Genomic DNA, 20,437 nt, shown 5'->3' on the forward strand with positions numbered 1-20,437 from the left:
CAGCCTGCCTCGCCCTTTTCTAATAATTGCGGGTGCTGCAGCCGATATAAACGATAAGTGAAACGGACCGCCGTGTCCGACGCTTATACGTATTTATACGCACCCATCACTCGATATGAAGAGGAACCCGATATGAAAACGAAACTTTTATCTTTGAAAATCATCCTGGCGATTTTACTCATTCTGCCGCTGTTTCCGGCAGGGCCTGCGCGGGCGGGCTTGACCTCCACTCCGTTCCCGGACGTGGACAGTGCCAAATACAGCTGGGCCGTTCAGTCCATCACGTTCATGGCCCAAAGCGGGATTCTGCAGGGCTATCCGGACGGAACCTTCAAGCCGGGACGTTACGTAAACAAAGAGGAATGGGCGGTTATGGTCTACCGGCTATTCGACAAATACCGGCCGAGCCTCAGATCGGACGCATTGAATTACAGCCGGCCGTCGTACGTCGATGTCCCTTCTTCCCACTGGGCTTACCCGGAAATCAGCGATACGTTCGTCGCGGTAGGAGATATGACCGTAACCGCACGCAACGGCAAATCTCTGTTCAATCCCGAATATGCGTTTACGCGCTGGGATTTGGCCATGATGCTGTACGGACTTTACGGGATAGACGGGGGACCGGAATCCACCAACGTATGCGGCGACATGAACCGGTTCAAGGATATTACGACCCGGCTGTTTAATACCGAGAACGAGCTGGAATCTTTCCGCAAAACGGACAACCGCTACAATTCCGAGCTACCCCCGGGCGGGATTTATCCGATTCTTTTCCTGAAGGAAGCGGACGGCACGTGCGACGCCAATTACGACGACTACAGCGCACTCGCCGCCGGCGCGCTGATTGAGATGAACAAAACGGGCATCCTGACGGCCGACGCGGCCGGAAAGTTCTATCCGTCGGCCAAGCTGACCCGCGCCGAAGCGGTAACGGTACTCCATCGGATTCTCGACCACCTGAAGACGCGGGGAGTGCTCGGCAATTATTCCAGCATCAACCCGACCGGTATTCTCCGTCCGGTTCCGATGCCGGCCCCTAAGCCCGGCGAAGCGGCGGAAGGACCGGGACCGTTCGACCGCGATCTCCAGCGGGACGGCGAGTTCAACACGATCGTTTACCCGAACGGGAAAAAATATATGCGGCTCGAGCTGACATCCAAGGACGCTGCCGATCTGTATCTGTACATGAACGGAGACATTGCGTTCCTCCGTCAGGAAGAGCTGCCCCGGTACGTCCAGGTAGACCGCGTCAGCCAGATCGGGATCAAGTCCCAGAGCCGCAATCCGGAGAAACGGTCGCCGCTGGCCGCCTACCCGGCTACGCTTAAAGTGACGTTCCACGACGAGATTCCCTCGACGGGAACAGGAACAGGAACGGGCACCGGCAAGCCGGGCAAAGATAACGGCGGACAAACCGGCGGCGTAACGGCACCGCCCGGAGCGGCGGCCGTGCAGGACTTGAAGAGCCAGGGCGAGATCACTCAGACTTTTGCCCCGAATGGCTCGAAGTACATGAATGTTAACCTGATCTCTCAGGATAAAGTCGATCTTTATGTGCAGCTCGGGACAGGCACCGCTTTCCTTAAGCAGGAGGAACTGCCGACCAAGATCAATGTGCAAGGCATGTCATCCGTTACGGTCAGAACTCAGAGCCGCAATCCGGAGAAACGCACCAGCCAGCAGACGTACAACGCTTACCTGTATGTGACTTTTTCCAACTGATAGAAGGCCCCGTAGGAGCGTTTGCCGGAACGAAAAGGGCTCCCCTCTCCCCGGCCGGCAAGAGGCAGAGGCAGTCCTAAGGAAATTAGAAAAGCCGTAAAATCCAAAAAAACGCAAGGTTCTCAAGAAGAGAACCTTGCGTTTTTCATAGTGGATTCGGGTTTACGGCTGCCTCCAGAACCTACGCGCGTCAACCCGTTTGGCGAACGGATCGATAAGATCGTGGATTCCTGCCGGCGTTCAGCGTCATCCGCCTACTCCCCGCTGTTGCGGTTAGCGTGGTTCACCGCCGCCAGCAGCTGCTTCACCTGCTCCAGCAGCTCGTCGACCTGTTCTTCCGTTCCGCCCGCGCGGGTCATAAGCTGTGCCGGTATGCACGTGCTGGGCTGCTCCAGCGCGCGTCCTTTGTCCGTCAGCGTGATGACGACACTCCGCTCGTCGCGGCTGGAGCGGGTACGTTTCAGGAGGCCGGAAGCTTCCATTCTTTTGAGCATCGGAGTCAGGGTGCCCGAATCGAGGAAGAGCCGTTCGCCGAGCTCTTTTACGGTCGATTCGTCTTTTTCCCACAGCACGAGCATCACCAGATACTGAGGGTACGTCAAGCCCAGCTCTTCGAGCATGGGATGGTACATCCGCGTAATTTCACGCGAACAGGCATACAGCGCAAAGCAAAGCTGATTCTCAAGCCTAGGCTTAGATGGTGAATTCATAGGGCCTCAATCCTTATTCTGCTTATTCCGCCAGCAGCTTCTCGATATCTCCGGAAATTTTGGACGGTGCGGTCGTCGGCGCATACCGGCTGACCACGTCGCCCGAACGGTTAACGAGAAACTTGGAGAAATTCCATTTGACCTCTTTGGACAAAATTCCTGCCGTATGGCGGGTTAAATATTGGAACAGCGGATGCGCGCCGCTTCCTTTGACATCGATTTTAGAATACATCGGAAACGTAACGCCGTAATTGACCTGGCAGAACTGCTCGATCTCCTCATCGGTCCCCGGTTCCTGCTCCATAAACTGGTTGCTGGGAAAACCGAGTACGACAAGACCTTGGTCCTTGTAGGCGTCATACAGCTCCTGCAGTCCTTGATACTGCGGGGTAAAGCCGCACTTGCTCGCCGTGTTGACGATGAGCAGCACTTTGCCCTTATAGTCTTCAAGCGATTGTTCTTCTCCGTTAATCCGTTGAGCCGCAAACTCATACACACCCATCTTCATAACCTCCCGGGTTCATTCGACTGCTCCATCTATTAGATTGTGCAAAATTAAAACATCTAAAATTAATATACGTCTGCGGGTAGAAAAAGTCAAATCCCCTTGGGAATGGATGTACCTAGAGCGGGTGCCGGCTTTCCTTTCCTCGCGGGGTGCTGTTTCATTCAGGGACAGGAGACCGGGACCCCGACCTGTGCCGTTCATACAAGTCCGGCGTGCCCCCGCTGCCATGTTCCGGCGACGCGTCTGCTATACGCTGAAAGTCAGCTTCGCGGCTTCATGGATCGTGGTGCCCGAGTGAATGCCGGTCACGATCTTTTTCATGGAACCCGGGTTATCGAAGTTAAACACGTGAATGGGCATCCCATAATCCCTTGCGAGGATAAAAGCGGACTGGTCCATTACCCGCAGATCATTCTGAAGCACATCGTTGTAATGCAGCGATTCGTACATGCGGGCATCCCCGTATACGTTCGGGTCCTTGTCGTAAACGCCGTCCGCCCCCTGCTTCGCCACCAGAATGGCATCGCAGTTAACTTCGATGGCCCTCTGGACCGAGGGATAGTCCGTCGTAACGAAGGGCTGGCCGTTGCCGCCCGCGAAGATGACGATGTAACCTTTTTCCAGATGATGAATCGCTCTCAAACGTATATAAGGCTCCGCCACCGACGTAACGGGAATCGCGGTCATCACGCGCACTTCGGCATTCGTTCTCGCTTTCAGTACGCCGCGCAGCATAAGGCTGTTAATGACCGTAGCCAGCGTGCCGATGTTATCGGCCTCCGCCCGCTCGATGCCCCAGTTCTCTCCCATATTGCCGCGGAAAATATTCCCTCCGCCGATCACCAGCGATACTTCCACGCCGAGCTCCAGCACCGACAAAATTTCCCGGGCGATATGCTCCAGCCTCTCCGGGTCGAATCCGAAATCGCCGCTGCCGGCTACCGCTCCTCCGCTCAGCTTGATCAATACGCGTCTGTACTTCATCCCTTCACCTCCGGAAAAATAAAAAACACCAAAGCCTGAACGGCCTCAGTGTTCCAAATAGGAAATAGGAAACGATGCTTGCTTCTGAACATTCCGGTTCCACCGCTTCATATCCCCACACCTTTCCCAATGTCTCAACAAACTATTATAAACGTATGAGCAAAGATTGCAAACATGAACACGGCCCGCCGGATTTCTTCATGAACGATTTACAAAACCGACTCCTTCACAGGCAGAATCGGAGCCTGAGCGAGCGGCGAGGATAAGACCACGAGCGTGGACGGCTTGCCGAACTCCATAGACGCGTCGATAAAAGTCTCCAGCTCGCGGACGGAGCTTGTCACCAGCTTGGTCAAATAACTGTACGGTCCTGCGATGCGGTGGCATTCGGCAACCTCCGGAACCTGACGGACAAATTCCACATACCGGCGGCAGTGCTCCGTTTCCATCAGGATATAAGCGATGACCGCTTTACCTACGGCTTCCGGGGACACGACGGCGCGATACCCCGTCAAAACTCCCTTATCCTCCAAGCGCCGAACCCGTTCGGCGGCAGCCGGCGAAGTAAGACCCACCTGCTTGCCGAGCTCCGTCATGCTCATTCTCCCGTTCTCCTGAAGCAGCGCGAGTATGCTGCGGTCTGTCTGATCCAACTCTTTCTCCCCCAGATCTTTCTTTTTTAAAATGCGGCCGTTCAAAAGCTTTCAAAGTCAAGGCGAACGAACACTTTTCCTTTCAGTATAACCTGTAATCCGAGCGCACCGACAAGTAAAATAAATAGCAACTGCGAAAGGAGCTGTCAACCGATGCAACTAAACGATAAAGCGGTTCTGCTAGTTATTGATGTCCAGAAGGCGTTTGACGATCCGCGCTGGGGCAGGCGAAACAACCCCGAAGCGGAGAACAACATCGCCCTTCTGCTGGAAGCCTGGAGAGAGACCGGACGGCCGGTTATCCATGTGCAGCATATCGGAGTGACGCCGCAGTCCTTGTTCCGAGCCGGCAGCACTGCGGTAGAGCCTAAGCCCGAGGCGCTGCCTATGCCTGACGAGGCCGTTATCCGCAAGTCGGTGAACAGCGCCTTCATCGGAACGGACCTGGAGGCGCGTCTCCGCGTGCTCGGCTGCACCGAGGTGGTCGTCACCGGCCTCACGACCAACCACTGCGTGGAAACGACCGCCCGCATGTCCGGGAACCTCGGGTTCCGTACGATTCTCGCAGCCGACGCTGCGGCGACTTTCGATCGTACGGGCCCGGACGGACGCCTTCATGCGGCCGAGGACATCCACGCGATGACGCTGGCGAACCTGCACGGCGAGTTCGCCGAGATCGCGGACACACACACCTTGCTGGAAGCGGTGAAGTGAGCGGGACTGCGGCGGACGGACGGCGAAGCCTGTTCTTCTTTTAGGTGACAAAAAGTCAGCGGCGTGTATGATTAAAGCAGCAAACGTTTTGCGGGGCTGATGACTTGCATCTTCAACCATTTACACGGCGAGATATAAGCACGCGATTCCCAAGTAAGTACCGGCTTCTTACAGCCGACTGCATCTCTTTATTCCAAAGAAGGTGAACGTATGAAAAGAGGGATCAGCTTTCTGCTGCCCGATCCTTACGGGACTCCGCTTGCCGACTTGCTGTCTCCCGTTGAGCTTACCGCGTACAATTGGCTGGTTGATGGCGTAGAGTCCTATGTCCTGGAAGAAGACGGACTGGGGCCTCCCCTCTTCCAAAACCCCGACGAAATGACGGACGGCGGCCGTTTCAAGGAACGGATCGGCACCGGTAGGCATTACCTCATTTTCGTGGACATCAAAGCTTTCCCCGCAGGATCGACGGTGCAGGAGGTTACGAATTACGAGCAGTTTAAAGCTTGTTCCTGCGAGCTTGCCCTGATTATCGTGGATTCGGTTTATACCGCTCTCTACTGTAAGGATCAGGAGCTTCTGGCAAGGCTCGAGGCAAACGCCGTGGAGCGGGGCTATGAAAATGTCGTCTCTATAACGGACGATAACGATTTCCGGACCAGATTGGCGGTGTTTTAATTGGCAGGGCTGCTATTCGTCGAAGCGGAGGTGTGCCGGATATTTCTTCGCCGACGGCCGCCCCCTGCACAAAGAAAGAGGTTCCGGATAACCCGGAACCTCTTTTTCTTTTATATGAAGAGCACATGAACTATGCCGTATGGACGGTCTTGACCGTTTTGCCTCCCATTGCTTGAAGCGCCTGGAGGCTGATAAATCCGCACATCCCGATGAGCCCGTATATTACCCACGGCCAAACCGTGCCGCCATACTCCCCGATGAGCCACGTACCCAGGTAGTTGCCAATCGTCCCGCCGACCGCGTAAGAGAGCCCGAAAGCTCCGTAGAAGGCGCCCGTATCCTCGTTCATGCTGTACTCCGCAATTGCGATGTCCACCCCCGGCAGCACAAGCGTTTCGCCCGAGGTAAACAGCAGCACGCAAAGCAGGACCCAGAGTACCGAGGGAACCCACGGAACCGCGAGAAGGCCGAGCCCGATAATAAGCATCCCGTATTTGACGATCACGGCAGCGGAATTTCTCTGAAAAACGCCCCGCAGCAGAAACATAAACAGAACCGCATACAATCCGTTGAAAAACACGACGCTGCTGACCAGGCGCCCGTTTTCGCTCAGCCGGTAAACTTCGAGCGGCAGCGAGACGGATAACTGTGTGAACATGATCCAGAACATCACCATCGCACCGGAAAACGCGAGAAACGGTCGGTTTCGCAGCACCTTTTTGTAGCTGTCGAGCATTTTGGCCGAATGCCGGCCTTTCGGAAAGCTTTTGGCTTGGGTCAGAAGCAGCACCGAAACCAGGAGAAACAAAACGCTTCCGAAAAGCATCGGGTACGACGTATGAAAACTGACAAGAATCCCTCCCGTTACGGCTCCCAGAACCGCACCCGCGTTCAGCGCCTGATTGAAGTAAGTGAACGCGCGTCTTCTCAGAACATGCGGCAGGTTGCCGAACAGCGATTTGATAGACGGTTCGTACATGGCCGGGCCAATGCCGATGAAACAAGCGGCGAGCACAAGTCCGCCGAAGCTGTCCAGCGCGTAAATCCCCAGATACCCCAGCGCAGCCAGAAAAGTCCCGGCTACCAGCATCGTGCTGTAGCCGATCCGGTCCCCGATCATGCCGGAAAAGAGCGGGACCGCCTGGTTGATCAGCAGAGCGACCGTCAGGACGGTTCCGGACTGCCAGGCGGGGAATTGCAGCGTATGGGTCAAGTAGACGGCCAGAAACGTAAATACGGAAAACCGGCCCATATTAATGAAGACGGTGGCCGCTATGATTTTCCGGGCGAAACCGGGCAGGGTCATGTTGTTCTTGTCTTCTGGCATCGTGATCATGTCTCCTTCCGGCTGATCGTGGAAATCTGGCTGACTGAGGCCGTGCGGCCCGTGAAACCGGCAAGTATCCGGACAATATAAAAACGCGACCCCTCGAAAGCGAGAAACCGCGTTATTCCAATGGTTGTATAAAGATGCTGGTGAAGGGAATTGAACCCCCGGCCTACGCATTACGAGTGCGTTGCTCTACCCCTGAGCTACACCAGCATATTCCGAAGCGAATCGTGCCGGGCAAAACCGACATGTATAAGAATATACCCGCCCGCAAAAATTGTCAAGACTCTTTCCGACCTCTTTCGGCTGACAAAAACAAGATCCGACAAAGCTTGTCCCGCTCCGGTAAAACAAGGAAAAAACAGCTATGTTCCTCCCCGTATGAAGACCGGTTCAGGTATGCTATACTAAATACAAACATATGTTCTGTATTGCTATTCTAAAACGGGAAGGTAACCTGCTATGAACCCTGTCCGCTATGAAAAGATTACGGCCAAACAAGTGCTGAATCCGGTGAAAACTCCGGCGATGCCTTTCGAATATTCCATCAATCCGTACCGCGGCTGCCAGCACGGGTGCAGCTTCTGTTACGCACGGGCGATGCACGCCTTCCTCGGGCTGAACGGCGATGATACCTTCCAGACGAATATCCTGTTGAAAGAGAACGCGCCCGAGGCGCTGCGGGAGCAGCTCCGCAAAGCCGCGCGCTCCCGCAAAGGCCTGGCCGGGATCGGCCGCATCGCCATCGGAACGGCGACCGATCCGTACCAGCAGGCGGAAGGCCGCGCCAAGCTGACGCGCGGCTGCCTCGAGGCGCTCACGGAGTACCCCGTGCCGCTGACGATTACGACCCGATCTCCGCTGATTCTGCGGGATCTGGATCTGCTCCGGAAGCTGCCCGTTTACGCCGTGAACATCAGCCTGAACACGCTGAACCGGACGACCTGGCGCAACTTCGAGCCGGGCGCCCCTTCCCCGGCGAAGCGGCTGGAGACGGTGCGCGCATTGACTGATGCCGGGATACCGACCGGCATTTTCATGGCTCCCATACTCCCTTACATTACGGACGGCCGGGATGAGCTCGAAGAGCTTGTTGCGGCCGCGGCGGAGCATGGTGCGCAGTTTGTGATGGCGTCGTACCTGCGCCTGAGCGCCTCGGACGTCAAGGTGTGGTTTTTCGAGACGATCCGGCGGCACTACCCGCAGCTCGTCGGCAAGTACGCCGGGCTGTATGCGGCCTCCGCATACGCGCCTCGCGAGTACCGCGATCCCGTTCGCCGGTACGTCGACGAACTGCTGGAGCGGCACGGGCTGCGCGACATGGACGAGGAGGAAGAGACGCCTCGTCCGGGGGAGCCGGCTGCCGCCGGCGCCGCAGCCTCCGGCCGTTCAAGCGGGAAGCCGCTTGAAATCGCCTGGGAGCCGCCCGCGGGCAGTCCCGGCAGTGCCTGCGGCGGCTGCGCTGCGGCGGGCGCAGGCACTGCAGGGGACGGCGGATTCACCGGCCCTGCCGGAGACAGCGCAGGCCGCAGGGAATTCGCCGGCGGCTCAGGCACGGCGCGGCGCGGCGCCGGAACACCTGGCGCAGCCCAGGCAGGCGCGACTGCGACCGGCACGGCGGCCGAGGCGGAGACGCTCTTGCCGCTTGCGCCCGACTCGCCTCCGGCGCAGCTCGTCTTCTCCTTTTGAACGGCTGCGCTCACAAGGAGCGTCTCCTTTGTCGGCACTTCATTAAGAAGAGCCCGGGTTGCTCCGGGCTCTTTTTTCGTTTACGCTTCAAGATAAGACACCGGGTGGAGCCGCATTCCGGACCAACACAATAGAAAGAGGGAATTCCATGACTCCCGAAATGTTCGATATTTACGACGAAAACGCCAACCGGATCGGGACCGCTTCACGCGAGGAGGTCCATACGGCGGGATACTGGCATCAGACCTTTCACTGCTGGCTCGTCCGGCCCAAGGGAAACCGCCGCATGGTGCTGTTTCAGCTCCGCTCGTCTTCCAAGGATACGTTCCCGGACCGGTTCGATATTACGGCGGCGGGCCATTTGACCGCAGGTGAAACGATCCAGGGAGCGTCCCGCGAGCTTCAGGAAGAGCTGGGCCTCTGCGTTCCGTTCGACAGGCTTTCCCTTCTGTTTACCGTGCGCACCGATGAGCGGGGAACCGTGCGCGGCAGAACGTTTATCGACCGCGAAATCAGCCATGTATTCGGCTATGCAAGCGATTGGCCCCTGGATGCGTACACGCTTCAGGAGGAAGAAGTCTCCGGGCTGTACGAGGCCGAGCTCCACGAACTGGCCGCTCTTTTCGAAGGCACGGCCGACTCCCTGGAAGTCCGCGGCGTTCTCGCGCAGCATGAGGACGGGCACACGGACAGCAGCTCATCCCGCTCCGCTCTAACCCCCGAATCGGTCCGCACCGTCGCCAAGAAAGACTTCGTCCCCCATCCGGACGACTACTACCTGCGCGTGTTTGAGCTGCTCGGGAAGATCTAGGCACTCGAACGGGCACAGAGGAATACGATGGAGCATGATAAGCGCCTATCCTTATTATTCAGGAGGTTCAGCATGTATCCCATCTATCCTTATATAGGCAAAGAAACGAAATGCGAGGAACAGCCGATCCCGTTTCCCGCGCAGCATCAGCCCCGCCAGCCCGGCATCGAATCCGAAATGATTCCCCGGCCGATCGCGGAGAATCCTTATTACACCGGCAGCGGCAAGCTGCTGGACCGCGTGGCCCTCATTACGGGCGGAGACAGCGGCATCGGCCGTGCGACGGCCATTTCTTTCGCCAAAGAAGGCGCAGCCGTGGCTATCGTGTTTCTGTATGAATGGAGCGATGCCGAAGAGACGCGCGCCCGGATTGAGCAGTTGGGCGGCCGCTGTCTCCTGATACAAGCGGATCTGCGCGCGAAAGCGGCAAGCTGTGAGGTCGTCGCCAGAACGTTGTCGGCGTTCGGCAGATTGGATATCCTGGTGAACAATCATGCGGTTCAATTCCCACAGCAAAGCATCCTGGATATTTCCGAGGAGCAGCTTTACGATACGTACCGGACCAATATTTTCCCGTTCTTCTTCATGACCCAGGCGGCTCTGCCCCATCTGTGCTGCGGGTCTTCCATCATCAACACCGCCTCCATTACGGCTTACAAAGGCCAGAAGGACCTTATCGACTACTCTTCCACCAAAGGCGCCGTCGTCTCCTTCACGCGCTCCCTGGCCCTGTCGCTCGTGGACGAAGGCATTCGGGTGAACGCGGTCGCCCCGGGTCCTACCTGGACGCCCCTCATTCCTTCCAGCTTCTCGGCCGAAGAAGTCCGGACTTTCGGGACGGAAGTGCCGATGAAGCGGGCCGGGCAGCCTTTCGAACTGGCTCCCGCCTACGTGTATCTGGCCAGCGACGACTCCAGCTACGTGACCGGGCAGACCATTCACGTCAACGGCGGAGGCATGATCACATCGTAGGCCGGTAAAGCCGCCCGCACCCTATATGGCGACGCGACCGCTCCTGAATAATCCAGGCATCCTTCATTGCTTTATCAGAGTAAAAGATCTATAATACTTCCCTACACTAAATTTCATGCACATAAGCAATGAAGGAGTCCTCATTTATGTCTAACGAGCCGCGCAAACTCGGTTTGCTCCCTCTCATTTCCCTTGTCGTAGGTTCCATGATCGGCGGAGGGATTTTCAGCATGCCTGCCGATATGGCGCAGGATGCGGGAAGCGGCGCCGCCCTGATCGGCTGGGCGCTGACCGGCTTCGGAGTCATCATGCTCGCCCTGACCTTCCAGAGTCTCGCCAACCGGCTGCCAAGCCTGGACAACGGCATCGTCCGTTACGCCGAAACCGGCTTCGGCCGCTTCGTCGGTTTTATCAGCGCCTGGGGCTACTGGCTCGCCAATATGATTACGATCGTGGCAAGCTCGGTTCTGCTGTTCGGTGCCCTTGATTATTTCATTCCCGTATTCGACGGCGGCAATAATGTGCTTGCCATCGTATGCGCTTCGCTGCTCGTATGGCTCCTCCATAGTTTACAGCTCTCGGGAATCCGGGAAGCGACTCTCGTCCATATCGTAACGACGATGGCCAAGCTTATCCCGATCCTGGTCTTTATAGCGGCGCTGGCGACCGTCTTTCATTCGCCGACTTTTATTGCGGATCTGTGGAAAACCGCAACCGAAACGGCCGGGTCTCCCATCGGGCTATCGGATATAGGAAGCCAGGTCAAACAGGCCATGTTTATTACCGTCTGGGCGTTCCTCGGCGTAGAAGGCGCCGTCGTGCTTTCCGGCCGCGCCAAGCGCAAATCGGACGTCGGCAAAGCAACGGTCATCGGCCTCATCGGTACGCTTGTCCTGTATATGCTCGTGTCGCTGCTTTCTTACGGGGCGATGAGCAGGGCGGCTCTCGCCTCCCTTCCTACCCCGTCGGCCGCCTACGTACTGGAAGCGGCTGTCGGCAAGTGGGGCGCCGTCCTGATCAACGCCGGCCTCATCGTCTCTCTGCTCGGGCTTCTGCTCGGCATGTCTCTGCTTTCCGCGGAAACGCTCTACGTAGCCGGGAAGCAGAAGCTCATGCCGGCCTGGCTGTCCGGCGAAAACAAGAACGGCGCCCCCAAAGGCGCCCTCTGGATGACGACGGGGGCGGTGCAGCTTTTTCTGATCCTGGTCGTCACCGCCTCGTCCACCTACCATGCGCTTTACCTTGTCGCGACAACGGCGGCGCTTATGCCTTACCTGCTGTCTTCGCTCTTCCTCGTTAAAACGGCGATAGGCGGAAAAGCCTACGCTCCGCAGGATTCGACCGGCGAATCCCTCCTCTGGAACGGACCGCGCAAGCGCGAGCTGGCTTACGGGGCGGCAGCTACGCTCTACTCGCTGTTTCTGCTCTATGCGGCAGGGCTCACGAATCTGCTTTATGTGTGCATGCTGTACACGCTGGGTCTTGCCTTCTATTCCTTCTCCGGAAGGGAAAAAGGCATCCGGGCGATGTACGAGCCCGCCGAAGCTTTCGCCGCGGCGGCCATCGTAGTGCTGGGGCTCTACTCGGCTCTCCAGTTCATATCCGGAAATGCCGGATAAGCTCTTGCGGCACCTTGTGAACCTTGGCCTAATCATCGCGACAACCGGACAAACAACGCAGGCCCCTTAATCGGGGCCTTATTTTTTGAAGCGGCAGCTTATGGAAGGAAGAAACGGTGGAGCCCCGTTCTATAAAAGATCGCACAGCTCCCGGTGCGCGCTGTTTCGCGTCGCATGACGGCAGTCCAATACATGCAAATAACCGCCCGGCCTCCGTAGAAGCTCGCGCGGTTATTTCGGCAGGCCGCTTCAGCCTGCTTTTTTTGTAAGGGTCTATTTGATTGTAAAAGCGGAAGCCAGCTTCTGCATCTCTTCCGCCATGGAGCTTAACGATTCGGCCGACGAGGAAATGTCGTTCATCGAATGAAGCTGCCCGTTCATGCTCTGGGCGACCTGCCGCATCTGATTCAGCGTCTGCTTCGAAATATCGACCATTTCCTGCGAAGAAGCGGACACTTCTTCCGTGCCTGCCGAGATTTCCTGGGTGGCTGCGGACACTTCCTCGATCTGAGCGGACACATCCAGGATGGCCGTCTGAATGGAACGGAACGACTGCTCCATCGTGTTCATCAGGTCCTCGCCCTGGGCCACCTCTTCCAGACTGCTTTCGATGGACTGCGTGCTTTTGCCCGTTGCGGCGACGATTTCATCCAGAATCTCCTGGATCTCTACGGTAGAATGACTCGTTTGTTCCGCGAGCTTCTTGACCTCACCCGCCACGACCGCAAAACCCCGGCCATGTTCGCCGGCTCTGGCCGCTTCGATGGACGCGTTAAGGGCAAGCAAATTCGTCTGGCGGGCAATGTCGGAAATCGTGCTCGCAATCTTCTGGATTTCCGCGGATTTCTCCTGAAGCGAATAAATCGTCCCCGCCGAATCCCGCACGTTGCTGCCTACCACCTTCATCTGGTTCAGCGTCTGCTGAACCGTCTCGCTGCCCCGGTTTACCTCGGAGCGTACGCTGTCCGTCGTTTCGGCCACCTGCGTGGAGGAAGCCGCGATCTTCTGGATACCGATCGCCATCTCCTCCATCGCTTGTGCGGTCTGCTGCGCCGCGTCATGCTGAGTCTCGGCTCCCACGGCGGTGGAATTGGCCGTCTGGGACGTGCGGGATGCGACTCCCGCCGACTCGGCGGAAATGGCCGTCAGCTCTTCGCTGGACGACGCCATATGGTCGATCGCGTTTTTCATCCGGTCCAGGATGGAACTGAAGGAATCCATCATGCCGTTGATGTCCGCGTTGAGCAGGCCCATTTCGTCTTTCCCTTTCACGTCGAGCCTTCCGGTCAGATCGCCGGCAGCGGCTTTGCGCATCATCCCCGAAATATTCATCAGCGGGCGCAAGATGGTGCGGGAAGCGAGGATCGAAATCAGAATAACGAGAAGGACGGAAACCGCGATGATGATGCCCGCCAATGTTTTCGCCTTGGACACCGTGCTGTAAACCTCGGTTTTCGGAGCGCTTACGAACAGCTTCCAGCCGGTCTTCTGCACTTCGGAGTAAGCCACGGCCGCCTCTCCTACCGTCCCGTCGTCGGCGTATAAATAGCCCGTTTTGTCAGCGGAAGCTTCCAGCTTGCTGTCCAGTAACGGCGCGATATCCTTGGCGGGTTTTCCGATATCCGCCGCGTCCGGGTGCAGAAGAATATTCCGGTTGCCGGACAGCAGGAAGGCATAGCCTTTTTCCCCGAAATGAATCCGCGATACGAGCGAAACGATCTGCTTCGGACTCACAATCGCTTGAATAACCCCGGCATATTCTCCCGTCTTGTCCAGAATCGGCTGGTCGATAATGATAATATCTTCTTTGGAGCCGACATCTTTCAGAATATCCGTGACGGCCAGCTTTTTGGACGATTTCGCGTTTTTAATGTTCTGGAAAGCGGACACGTCCGTTACCCCGCCTTTCGTATCGTGGGAAACGTCTTTGCGGTCGATGTAGGCAAAAAAGAACATTTCCGGATCGCTGTCCTGCAAATATTTCAGATAAGGCAGCACTTCTTTCTCCGAAGACGCGGTCGCAAATTCAGGATGGGCCTTTACGAGCCCTTCCACGGCGTTTATTTTCTGTCCCATCCACAAATCGATATCGGCAGCCCCCATTTCCGCCCGTATTTTCATGTTTTCTTCCGTTTGCTTGGAGATGTAGCCATTGGAGTTCGACATCAGGATCAGGGTCGCCGCTATTAAGGGAACCGAGGTAATCACGAGCAAAAGCAGGGAAATCTTGATCCGCAAAGACAAATCGCGGAATTTTAAGGTTAAACCGGGTTTCATCAATTTCACTCCTTGACAGGTTTAATAATCTATGTCTCTCTATCCCCCATTTTCGACAGTATTCTACACGCCTCCTCTCCAATAAGTTCCATACATTAAATTTGGATAAAGTTTTCCGGCCGCATACGGCCCGCAGGCATACAAAAAAACGGAAAGCCGTACAGGCCTCCCGTTTCGTAATCCAACTACGATTCGCCCGGTTTCAGGCGTGCCCCTTGTTGGTCAAGTTAAGCAGCGCCACCCCGGCAATAATGAGAATAATGCCGATGACACCGGCCACGCTCAGTTTCTCTCTCCAGACCAGAAAACCGAGGATGGCGGTAAAAGCGGTCCCCACTCCCGACCATATCGCGTAGCTGAGGCCCAGCGGCAATGTTTTGAGCGCCAGGGACAAGCAATAAAACGCCGTTCCGTAGCCGAGAATGACACCCGCGCTCGGGAGCCATTTTGTAAAACCTTCTGAAGATTTCAGCAGGCTGGTCGCAAAAATCTCCCCAATGATGGCAATGGCCAAGTACACATATCCCATTCCAGTCAAACTCCCCTGTTAAATTTATCTAGCCGCTAATCCCCTTCATTATACCGTAAAATCACGTGAAAAATGAAAACCGGCACCCGCCGTATAGGCCGATGCCGGTGCAAACCGGAAAAATTCCGGTCCTCTCTTTCCTTTATTTCCGGACGGGTATTTTAAATTGCGCTTCCGGAATCCACTTCTTGGCGTAAAAATCCCGGCCTTGAATCGATACCCGGTCTTCATACACTTCTACGTACAAGCCTTCGCTTTCCTTGGCGTCCTTAAGCTTTTCTCCCCCTTGACCGTCGGAAGTCCACGGACGTTCCACGGAAGAGGAATTGACCATCGTAAACTTGTCCCTCACGAGGGTGTTCGGCTGCCTAAGATCCCAATGCGTGTGACCGCTGAAAAAGATCACTTGCGGATACTTCGACAAAATGCTTCTCAGCTCCTCATGCTGGACGACCGGACGCTTGTTGGAAGCCACCGACGTTCCGGCTACCGTTCCGGGAAGCGGCTGATGCAGGAAGACGAAAATCGGCTTCCCCGACTCTTGTCCATGCCTGGCGAGCGACTGCTCCAGCCAGTTCAGCTGCTCCTCGGAAAGATAAGCGTCCTCCATGTTGCCGGGATTGGTCTGCCGATACTGCTCCGAGCCCAGAAATATAAACGGGTATCCCTTGATTTCCTCTTCATAGTAAACCTTCTTCTCCCCGGTAAAGGACAAAAACCTGCCGATGGACGCCGCTTCGGTTTCTTTATTGGGGAAGCTGTTCGGACTCCAGTTTCCTTTAGCGTTCAGCCAGGCGGAATAAAATTCATGATTGCCGATGGTTGCGAATGTTTTTTGCGGATGCGGAGTGCTCTTCATCAGTTCTTTAAGCCGCGTATAATCGCGGGCGGAACCGCCGGTCAAATCCCCGTTGATCACCAGAGCGTCGGCACCCGGATTGATCCGGTTGAGATCCTCCAGAGCTTCCGTAAATTTACGCTGGGAATCTTGCTTGGCGGCGTCGACATGCACATCGCTGATCACCGGAAAAGTCAGCACCGGCTTGTCCGCTCTCTCCTGTATCGCACCCGCGGGAACGGTGGAAAGTACGAGCAAACTCGCCGACAACAGAAGCGTCAAACCTGCTTTATTCTTCATACACATTCCCTCCATTTCATCTCAGGACGGGGAGAAAAGGTCAAGTCAGGAGGGGCTGAAACGTTTTACGGCGGAAAAGAAAGAAGCACGTTCAAAAAAGACCGTGCCCCCATCCGGTTTTGTGCCGACGGCGTCTGAACAGCCTTGCAGGAACAGTCCTCGCCGTCTTCTATATCGTGAGGCAATCTTTCTCTCTGACTCTGGCCCTGGTTCGTTTCTCTCTATCATTCTCTCCAGCCGTCCGACTCGTCCATTCTGTTTAAGGTCTCTCTCCTACGAAACAACAGCGGCAGATCCGCTAACCTTGTGTCAGGCCTGACCTTTTCTCCCTTATAATTGGAAAATCATAACTTCAATTACCCGCTCGGAATGAAAGATAAACCCTTCTATTCCGCGGGATGCGATCTTTCCGAAATCCAAATTGTGCCTTTTATGATTATATAGATTCCGGACAAAAAAAGACACCCTTGCGGGGTGCCTTTCAGAAAAGAATCTTTCCAAAAACCGATTATTGGCGGTCATAATCACTATAAGAACCGTCCAGATTCAGGTTAAGAGCAAGACCCAAATTCAGGGAGCCGCTGCTTCCGCGGGTCTCTATAACGACATACGCAGCATACTAAATCCAGATCACCGTTTCGGGAAGGAAAACCAGCGCCGACAAGCCGTAAACCGCCAAATATCAGGTTGGTCACCCAGCATTTGGGTCCCCCTAAAGTTGCTATAGAGGAAAATATATGGTAAAATGAGTTATACGTATATTTTTAGTTCTTAGTTCACATATTACAAAGGATATCACGGAATGGGTGCACTTTGTAATGTGTGAACTTTTTTCCTAAAAGGATATGGGTAAATCTTTAAATTTCCGGGAGGTTTTACAAGCATGGAAACAGGAACAGTTAAGTGGTTTAACGCAGAGAAAGGCTTCGGCTTCATTGAGGTTGAAGGCGGCAAAGACGTTTTCGTCCATTTCTCCGCGATCCAAGGCGATGGCTTCAAGTCCCTTGACGAAGGCCAACGCGTCCAATTCGACATCGCTCAAGGCAACCGTGGTCCACAAGCCGAGAACGTTGTAAAACTGTAAGCAACTACACAAACTTATAGAAGGAACTGCCTTTCCTAGGATTAGGCAGTTCTTTTTCATGAACTTCTATAACCTATACGGTCTTGCGTAGACTATAGAGAAGGCCGACTATCTGAAGGAGGGTCACTATGCATTATTCCAAGAAGAACATGGAACCTGTTCCAGAAGAAGAGATCACCGTTTGGGCGTGCAGCCAAGAAAGCTGTGTATGCTGGATGCGGGAAAATTTCTCGTTTAATCAAGTCCCTCTCTGTCCGATTTGCAAATCCGAAATGGTTAAGCAAGTCAAGATGCTTCCTGTGCTTACAAACCACAACCATAACGCCCTGGGTTAACACCGTCCCGTTTCATTAAAATCAGCAAAAAAAGCCGAGCCCTCACGGTCTGGGCTTTTTTTGCGTTGTTGCGTTCATTCGGCTATCTGCAGGCCGGCTCCGCTAGCTGATGCGGCCCGCCCGGCTCAGCTAGCGGAGCCGCTTCGTCGGCGTAAACGTGAGCGGCAGGCTGCTCACGCCGTGGACGATAAACCCGCGGGCGGGCGTCAGCGGGTCTTGATCCGCCCGGGCCAGATCCGGCAGGCGCTCCAGGATAGCCTGAAGCGCTACACGCGCTTCCAGGCGGGCCAGCGGAGCGCCGAGGCAGAAGTGCATGCCGTGGCCGAAGGCGATGTGCGGGTTCGATTCGCGCGCGATATCGAACTTGTCGGCATCGGCGAATTTGCCGGCGTCGCGGTTCGCCGAGCCCATCCAGGCCACGACACGGCTGCCGGCCGGGATGACCTGGCCGCCGATCTCCACGTCCCGCGCGGCGGTGCGGGACATCGCCTGCAGCGGCGACCGGAAGCGCAGCGCCTCCTCGATCGCGGATGGCAGAAGCTCCGGCTGGGCGCGCAGCTTCGCCAGCTGGTCCGGGTTCTCCAGCAGCGACAGCACGGCGTTGCCGATCAGGTTCGTCGTCGTTTCGTTGCCGGCCACCAGCAGAAGCGCGCAGAAGGAGAGAATATCGCCTTCGGACAAATGCGTGTTGGACTCCTCGGCGGCAAGCAGCGCGCTGATCAGATCGTCCCGGGGCTCTTCGCGGCGGAGGGCGATGATTTTACGGAAATAAGCGTTCATTTCCTCATGCGCTTGCTGGGATTCGCTATTCGTCGCTCCGACGACGGAGTCAGCCGACGCCACAACCTCATCCGACCAGTGCTTGAACTGCTCGCGGTCCTCGCTCGGGATGCCGAGCATTTCCGCGATGACAATGACGGGAAGCGGGTATGAGAAATCGCGGATAAGATCGATGCGCCCCGTTTCCGACACCTCATCGAGCAGCTCGTGAGTAATCGCGGCAATACGCGATTCCAATGCCGCGACCGCCTTGGGCGTGAACGCCTTGCTCACCAGAGTCCGCAATTGAGTATGCCGGGGCGGGTCCATCGTAATGAGGCTGAATCCGCCTCCCCGGCTCTCCTGCTCCGTCCCTTCCTCAAACTTTGGGCGATGCTCGGAAGAAAATTGGGCATGGTCGAAAAGCACCTGCTTGACGTGTTCATAATCGAAAACGGACCAGATTCCGAGCGGTTCCATAAACATGACCGGCTGATTTTGACGAAGCTGGGCGTACAGAGGATAAGGATTTCTCAAAAAATCGGGCGAAAAGAGCGTACTCATGATTATACCGCCTCCAAATAAGGGTTAAAGAGAGCGGACTCGCTCTCCCGAACGGGAATAAGAACGAACCAGCCGGACTTTACCGGTCTGCTTGCACTTGTTGTCTTCCTATTTGACTATCTTGCTACCGTTTGTCCGTACCCAAGGCAAGCCGCAGCTGCGAGGCCATTTCATCCAGCGCTTCCTGCGCTGCGGGAACGAATTTATGAAAGTTGGCGAAGCCGTGAATCAGGGTCTCGTAATTCTTGTACACCACTTCGACTCCCGCCCCGATGAGCTTGTCCGCATAAGCCTTGCCGCTGTCCCGCAGCGGGTCGTACTGGGCAGTCACAATCATCGCGGGCGGAAGCCCGCTAAAATCTTTATAGTGAATGGGATAAGCATAAGGATTGCGGATTTCTTCCTCCGTGTTCAAATACTGCTTCGAAAACCATTCCATCATCCCCGCGGTCAGCAGGTACCCTTCCTTGTTCTCGCGCAGCGATGCCGGGTCCTCTTCGAGAAAGCCTGCGGCCGGATAACAAAGCAGTTGGTAAACGATCTCCGGTCCGCCCGCTTCCTTCGACTTGATGCAGCTTACGGCCGCGAGCGTTCCTCCGGCGCTGTCGCCGCCGACGGCGATTCGTGCGGGATCGATGCCGAACTCGTCCGAATGGGAAGCGATCCATTGAAGGGCATCGTAAGCGTCGTCCACAGCCGCCGGGAACTTGTTTTCCGGTGCTAGGCGGTAATCCACGGAAATCACCCGGGCATGAACCGAGTTCGCCAAGTTCCGGCAGATGGAGTCATGCGATTCCAAATCTCCGACTACAAAGCCGCCCCCGTGAAAAAAAACAAACGCCGGCCACGGGCCCTGACCTTCAGGCGTATAAATCCGGACGGGAATATCCCGCCCCTTGAGCGGAAGCTTCCGGTCCTCCACCTGTTTGACCTCCTCCACCCCGAAGGTGAAGGCCGCATTCCCCGTACCTTTGCGGAGATCCTCCGGCTTCAGGTCTTCCAAAGACGGCAGCGGGTGTGAATTCATCTGTTTAAGCATCATGGCAATACGCGGTTCCACCGGCATAACACGACTTCCTTTCGAATTAAGCGTTCCCCCTTGAAACGGAAGCTCTAGAGAGGGGGACAAAAAGGAACTAGGGTTCAATCGGATGCGAAGTATAAAATTGGTTTCACTATGAAATATTTAAACACGAAACATTTCACTTATCTAAATGGTAAATGGCGGGGAACCGAAAGTCAAATTTAGCCGGCTTTCCTAGTTTCTAAGGGGCTTTACATGTTTTGGCGCATACGAAAAACAACCCGCCTCAGCTTGTTCGAGACGGGCTTTTTATATTTCGGCGCGTATACGCGGAAAT

Annotated in this window: 19 protein-coding genes and 1 tRNA gene; 9 read left to right on the top strand and 11 right to left on the bottom strand. The window is 55.8% G+C overall.

Going from position 1 to position 20,437, the window contains the following annotated elements:
* Positions 1-132 precede the first annotated feature (132 nt).
* A complete protein-coding gene (locus AC2TF6_RS25790) occupies positions 133-1,722 on the top strand; it encodes an S-layer homology domain-containing protein (protein WP_491309091.1) in 1,590 nt (529 codons plus the stop codon).
* A gap of 254 nt (positions 1,723-1,976) precedes the next feature.
* Here AC2TF6_RS25790 and AC2TF6_RS25795 read toward each other — a convergent pair whose 3' ends face one another.
* The 4 genes from AC2TF6_RS25795 to AC2TF6_RS25810 all read right to left on the bottom strand — a co-directional run bounded on the left by AC2TF6_RS25795 (position 1,977) and on the right by AC2TF6_RS25810 (position 4,577).
* Complete coding sequence (locus AC2TF6_RS25795) at positions 1,977-2,432, bottom strand: MarR family winged helix-turn-helix transcriptional regulator (protein WP_491309092.1); 456 nt, start codon at positions 2,430-2,432, stop codon at positions 1,977-1,979.
* A 22-nt stretch (positions 2,433-2,454) separates the two neighbouring features.
* On the bottom strand, positions 2,455-2,934 hold the full coding sequence (locus AC2TF6_RS25800) for a glutathione peroxidase (RefSeq protein WP_491309093.1): 480 nt from the start codon (positions 2,932-2,934) through the stop codon (positions 2,455-2,457).
* A gap of 252 nt (positions 2,935-3,186) precedes the next feature.
* Positions 3,187-3,924, bottom strand: a complete 738-nt coding sequence (gene pyrH / locus AC2TF6_RS25805; protein WP_491309094.1) for a UMP kinase — start codon at positions 3,922-3,924, stop codon at positions 3,187-3,189.
* Positions 3,925-4,133: 209 nt separating this feature from the next.
* A complete protein-coding gene (locus AC2TF6_RS25810) occupies positions 4,134-4,577 on the bottom strand; it encodes an Lrp/AsnC family transcriptional regulator (protein ID WP_009674688.1) in 444 nt (147 codons plus the stop codon).
* Between the two features lie 153 nt (positions 4,578-4,730).
* Here AC2TF6_RS25810 and AC2TF6_RS25815 point away from each other — a divergent pair, with 153 nt between their 5' ends.
* Positions 4,731-5,291: a cysteine hydrolase family protein gene (locus AC2TF6_RS25815; RefSeq protein WP_491309095.1), complete on the top strand. Its 561-nt coding sequence runs from the start codon at positions 4,731-4,733 to the stop codon at positions 5,289-5,291.
* A 210-nt stretch (positions 5,292-5,501) separates the two neighbouring features.
* Positions 5,502-5,969, top strand: coding sequence for a DUF2691 family protein (locus AC2TF6_RS25820; protein WP_491309096.1), 468 nt, complete (start codon positions 5,502-5,504; stop codon positions 5,967-5,969).
* Positions 5,970-6,099: 130 nt separating this feature from the next.
* On the opposite strand, the gene AC2TF6_RS25825 is transcribed toward AC2TF6_RS25820, so the two are convergent.
* Both AC2TF6_RS25825 and AC2TF6_RS25830 read right to left on the bottom strand, forming a co-directional pair.
* Positions 6,100-7,296 carry an MFS transporter gene (locus tag AC2TF6_RS25825; protein WP_491309097.1) on the bottom strand — a complete coding sequence of 399 codons (1,197 nt, stop codon included), beginning with the start codon at positions 7,294-7,296 and terminating at the stop codon, positions 6,100-6,102.
* A gap of 144 nt (positions 7,297-7,440) precedes the next feature.
* Positions 7,441-7,512 (bottom strand) — tRNA-Thr (locus AC2TF6_RS25830).
* A gap of 249 nt (positions 7,513-7,761) precedes the next feature.
* Between AC2TF6_RS25830 and AC2TF6_RS25835 the strand changes: the two genes are divergently transcribed.
* From AC2TF6_RS25835 to AC2TF6_RS25850, 4 genes are all read left to right on the top strand, one after another.
* Complete coding sequence (locus AC2TF6_RS25835) at positions 7,762-8,988, top strand: SPL family radical SAM protein (protein ID WP_491309098.1); 1,227 nt, start codon at positions 7,762-7,764, stop codon at positions 8,986-8,988.
* A 148-nt stretch (positions 8,989-9,136) separates the two neighbouring features.
* Positions 9,137-9,799: an NUDIX hydrolase gene (locus tag AC2TF6_RS25840; protein WP_491309099.1), complete on the top strand. Its 663-nt coding sequence runs from the start codon at positions 9,137-9,139 to the stop codon at positions 9,797-9,799.
* Between the two features lie 72 nt (positions 9,800-9,871).
* Positions 9,872-10,771, top strand: a complete 900-nt coding sequence (locus tag AC2TF6_RS25845) for an SDR family oxidoreductase (protein WP_491309100.1) — start codon at positions 9,872-9,874, stop codon at positions 10,769-10,771.
* Between the two features lie 146 nt (positions 10,772-10,917).
* Positions 10,918-12,390 carry a basic amino acid/polyamine antiporter gene (locus AC2TF6_RS25850; RefSeq protein WP_491309101.1) on the top strand — a complete coding sequence of 491 codons (1,473 nt, stop codon included), beginning with the start codon at positions 10,918-10,920 and terminating at the stop codon, positions 12,388-12,390.
* 273 nt (positions 12,391-12,663) lie between these two features.
* Here the strand turns inward: AC2TF6_RS25850 and AC2TF6_RS25855 are convergent, their stop codons facing one another.
* The 3 genes from AC2TF6_RS25855 to AC2TF6_RS25865 all read right to left on the bottom strand — a co-directional run bounded on the left by AC2TF6_RS25855 (position 12,664) and on the right by AC2TF6_RS25865 (position 16,334).
* Positions 12,664-14,667 carry a methyl-accepting chemotaxis protein gene (locus tag AC2TF6_RS25855; protein WP_491309102.1) on the bottom strand — a complete coding sequence of 668 codons (2,004 nt, stop codon included), beginning with the start codon at positions 14,665-14,667 and terminating at the stop codon, positions 12,664-12,666.
* 202 nt (positions 14,668-14,869) lie between these two features.
* Positions 14,870-15,196 (bottom strand): DMT family transporter, encoded by a 327-nt coding sequence (locus AC2TF6_RS25860; RefSeq protein WP_217560384.1) that lies wholly within the window; start codon positions 15,194-15,196, stop codon positions 14,870-14,872.
* 142 nt (positions 15,197-15,338) lie between these two features.
* Positions 15,339-16,334 carry a metallophosphoesterase family protein gene (locus AC2TF6_RS25865; protein ID WP_491309103.1) on the bottom strand — a complete coding sequence of 332 codons (996 nt, stop codon included), beginning with the start codon at positions 16,332-16,334 and terminating at the stop codon, positions 15,339-15,341.
* A gap of 883 nt (positions 16,335-17,217) precedes the next feature.
* Between AC2TF6_RS25865 and AC2TF6_RS25870 the strand changes: the two genes are divergently transcribed.
* Complete coding sequence (locus tag AC2TF6_RS25870) at positions 17,218-17,418, top strand: cold-shock protein (RefSeq protein WP_016423801.1); 201 nt, start codon at positions 17,218-17,220, stop codon at positions 17,416-17,418.
* A 128-nt stretch (positions 17,419-17,546) separates the two neighbouring features.
* A complete protein-coding gene (locus AC2TF6_RS25875; protein WP_009674668.1) occupies positions 17,547-17,753 on the top strand; it encodes a cold-shock protein in 207 nt (68 codons plus the stop codon).
* 129 nt (positions 17,754-17,882) lie between these two features.
* Here AC2TF6_RS25875 and AC2TF6_RS25880 read toward each other — a convergent pair whose 3' ends face one another.
* On the bottom strand, positions 17,883-19,076 hold the full coding sequence (locus tag AC2TF6_RS25880; protein WP_491309104.1) for a cytochrome P450: 1,194 nt from the start codon (positions 19,074-19,076) through the stop codon (positions 17,883-17,885).
* Positions 19,077-19,200: 124 nt separating this feature from the next.
* Positions 19,201-20,142, bottom strand: coding sequence for a LipP1 family hormone-sensitive lipase (gene lipP1 / locus AC2TF6_RS25885; protein WP_491309105.1), 942 nt, complete (start codon positions 20,140-20,142; stop codon positions 19,201-19,203).
* Positions 20,143-20,437 lie beyond the last annotated feature (295 nt).

This window comes from Paenibacillus sp. JNUCC 35 (assembly GCF_058269095.1).

Coding starts and splice junctions, on each gene's coding strand:
- AC2TF6_RS25820 (WP_491309096.1), top strand. CDS start 5,502: ATGAAAAGAGGGATCAGCTTTCTGCTGCCCGATCCTTACGGGACTCCG.
- lipP1 (WP_491309105.1), bottom strand. CDS start 20,142: ATGCCGGTGGAACCGCGTATTGCCATGATGCTTAAACAGATGAATTCA.
- AC2TF6_RS25870 (WP_016423801.1), top strand. CDS start 17,218: ATGGAAACAGGAACAGTTAAGTGGTTTAACGCAGAGAAAGGCTTCGGC.
- AC2TF6_RS25880 (WP_491309104.1), bottom strand. CDS start 19,076: ATGAGTACGCTCTTTTCGCCCGATTTTTTGAGAAATCCTTATCCTCTG.
- AC2TF6_RS25815 (WP_491309095.1), top strand. CDS start 4,731: ATGCAACTAAACGATAAAGCGGTTCTGCTAGTTATTGATGTCCAGAAG.
- AC2TF6_RS25875 (WP_009674668.1), top strand. CDS start 17,547: ATGCATTATTCCAAGAAGAACATGGAACCTGTTCCAGAAGAAGAGATC.
- AC2TF6_RS25860 (WP_217560384.1), bottom strand. CDS start 15,196: ATGGGATATGTGTACTTGGCCATTGCCATCATTGGGGAGATTTTTGCG.
- AC2TF6_RS25855 (WP_491309102.1), bottom strand. CDS start 14,667: ATGAAACCCGGTTTAACCTTAAAATTCCGCGATTTGTCTTTGCGGATC.
- AC2TF6_RS25825 (WP_491309097.1), bottom strand. CDS start 7,296: ATGCCAGAAGACAAGAACAACATGACCCTGCCCGGTTTCGCCCGGAAA.
- AC2TF6_RS25790 (WP_491309091.1), top strand. CDS start 133: ATGAAAACGAAACTTTTATCTTTGAAAATCATCCTGGCGATTTTACTC.
- AC2TF6_RS25845 (WP_491309100.1), top strand. CDS start 9,872: ATGTATCCCATCTATCCTTATATAGGCAAAGAAACGAAATGCGAGGAA.
- AC2TF6_RS25800 (WP_491309093.1), bottom strand. CDS start 2,934: ATGGGTGTGTATGAGTTTGCGGCTCAACGGATTAACGGAGAAGAACAA.
- AC2TF6_RS25835 (WP_491309098.1), top strand. CDS start 7,762: ATGAACCCTGTCCGCTATGAAAAGATTACGGCCAAACAAGTGCTGAAT.
- pyrH (WP_491309094.1), bottom strand. CDS start 3,924: ATGAAGTACAGACGCGTATTGATCAAGCTGAGCGGAGGAGCGGTAGCC.
- AC2TF6_RS25840 (WP_491309099.1), top strand. CDS start 9,137: ATGACTCCCGAAATGTTCGATATTTACGACGAAAACGCCAACCGGATC.
- AC2TF6_RS25795 (WP_491309092.1), bottom strand. CDS start 2,432: ATGAATTCACCATCTAAGCCTAGGCTTGAGAATCAGCTTTGCTTTGCG.
- AC2TF6_RS25865 (WP_491309103.1), bottom strand. CDS start 16,334: ATGAAGAATAAAGCAGGTTTGACGCTTCTGTTGTCGGCGAGTTTGCTC.
- AC2TF6_RS25850 (WP_491309101.1), top strand. CDS start 10,918: ATGTCTAACGAGCCGCGCAAACTCGGTTTGCTCCCTCTCATTTCCCTT.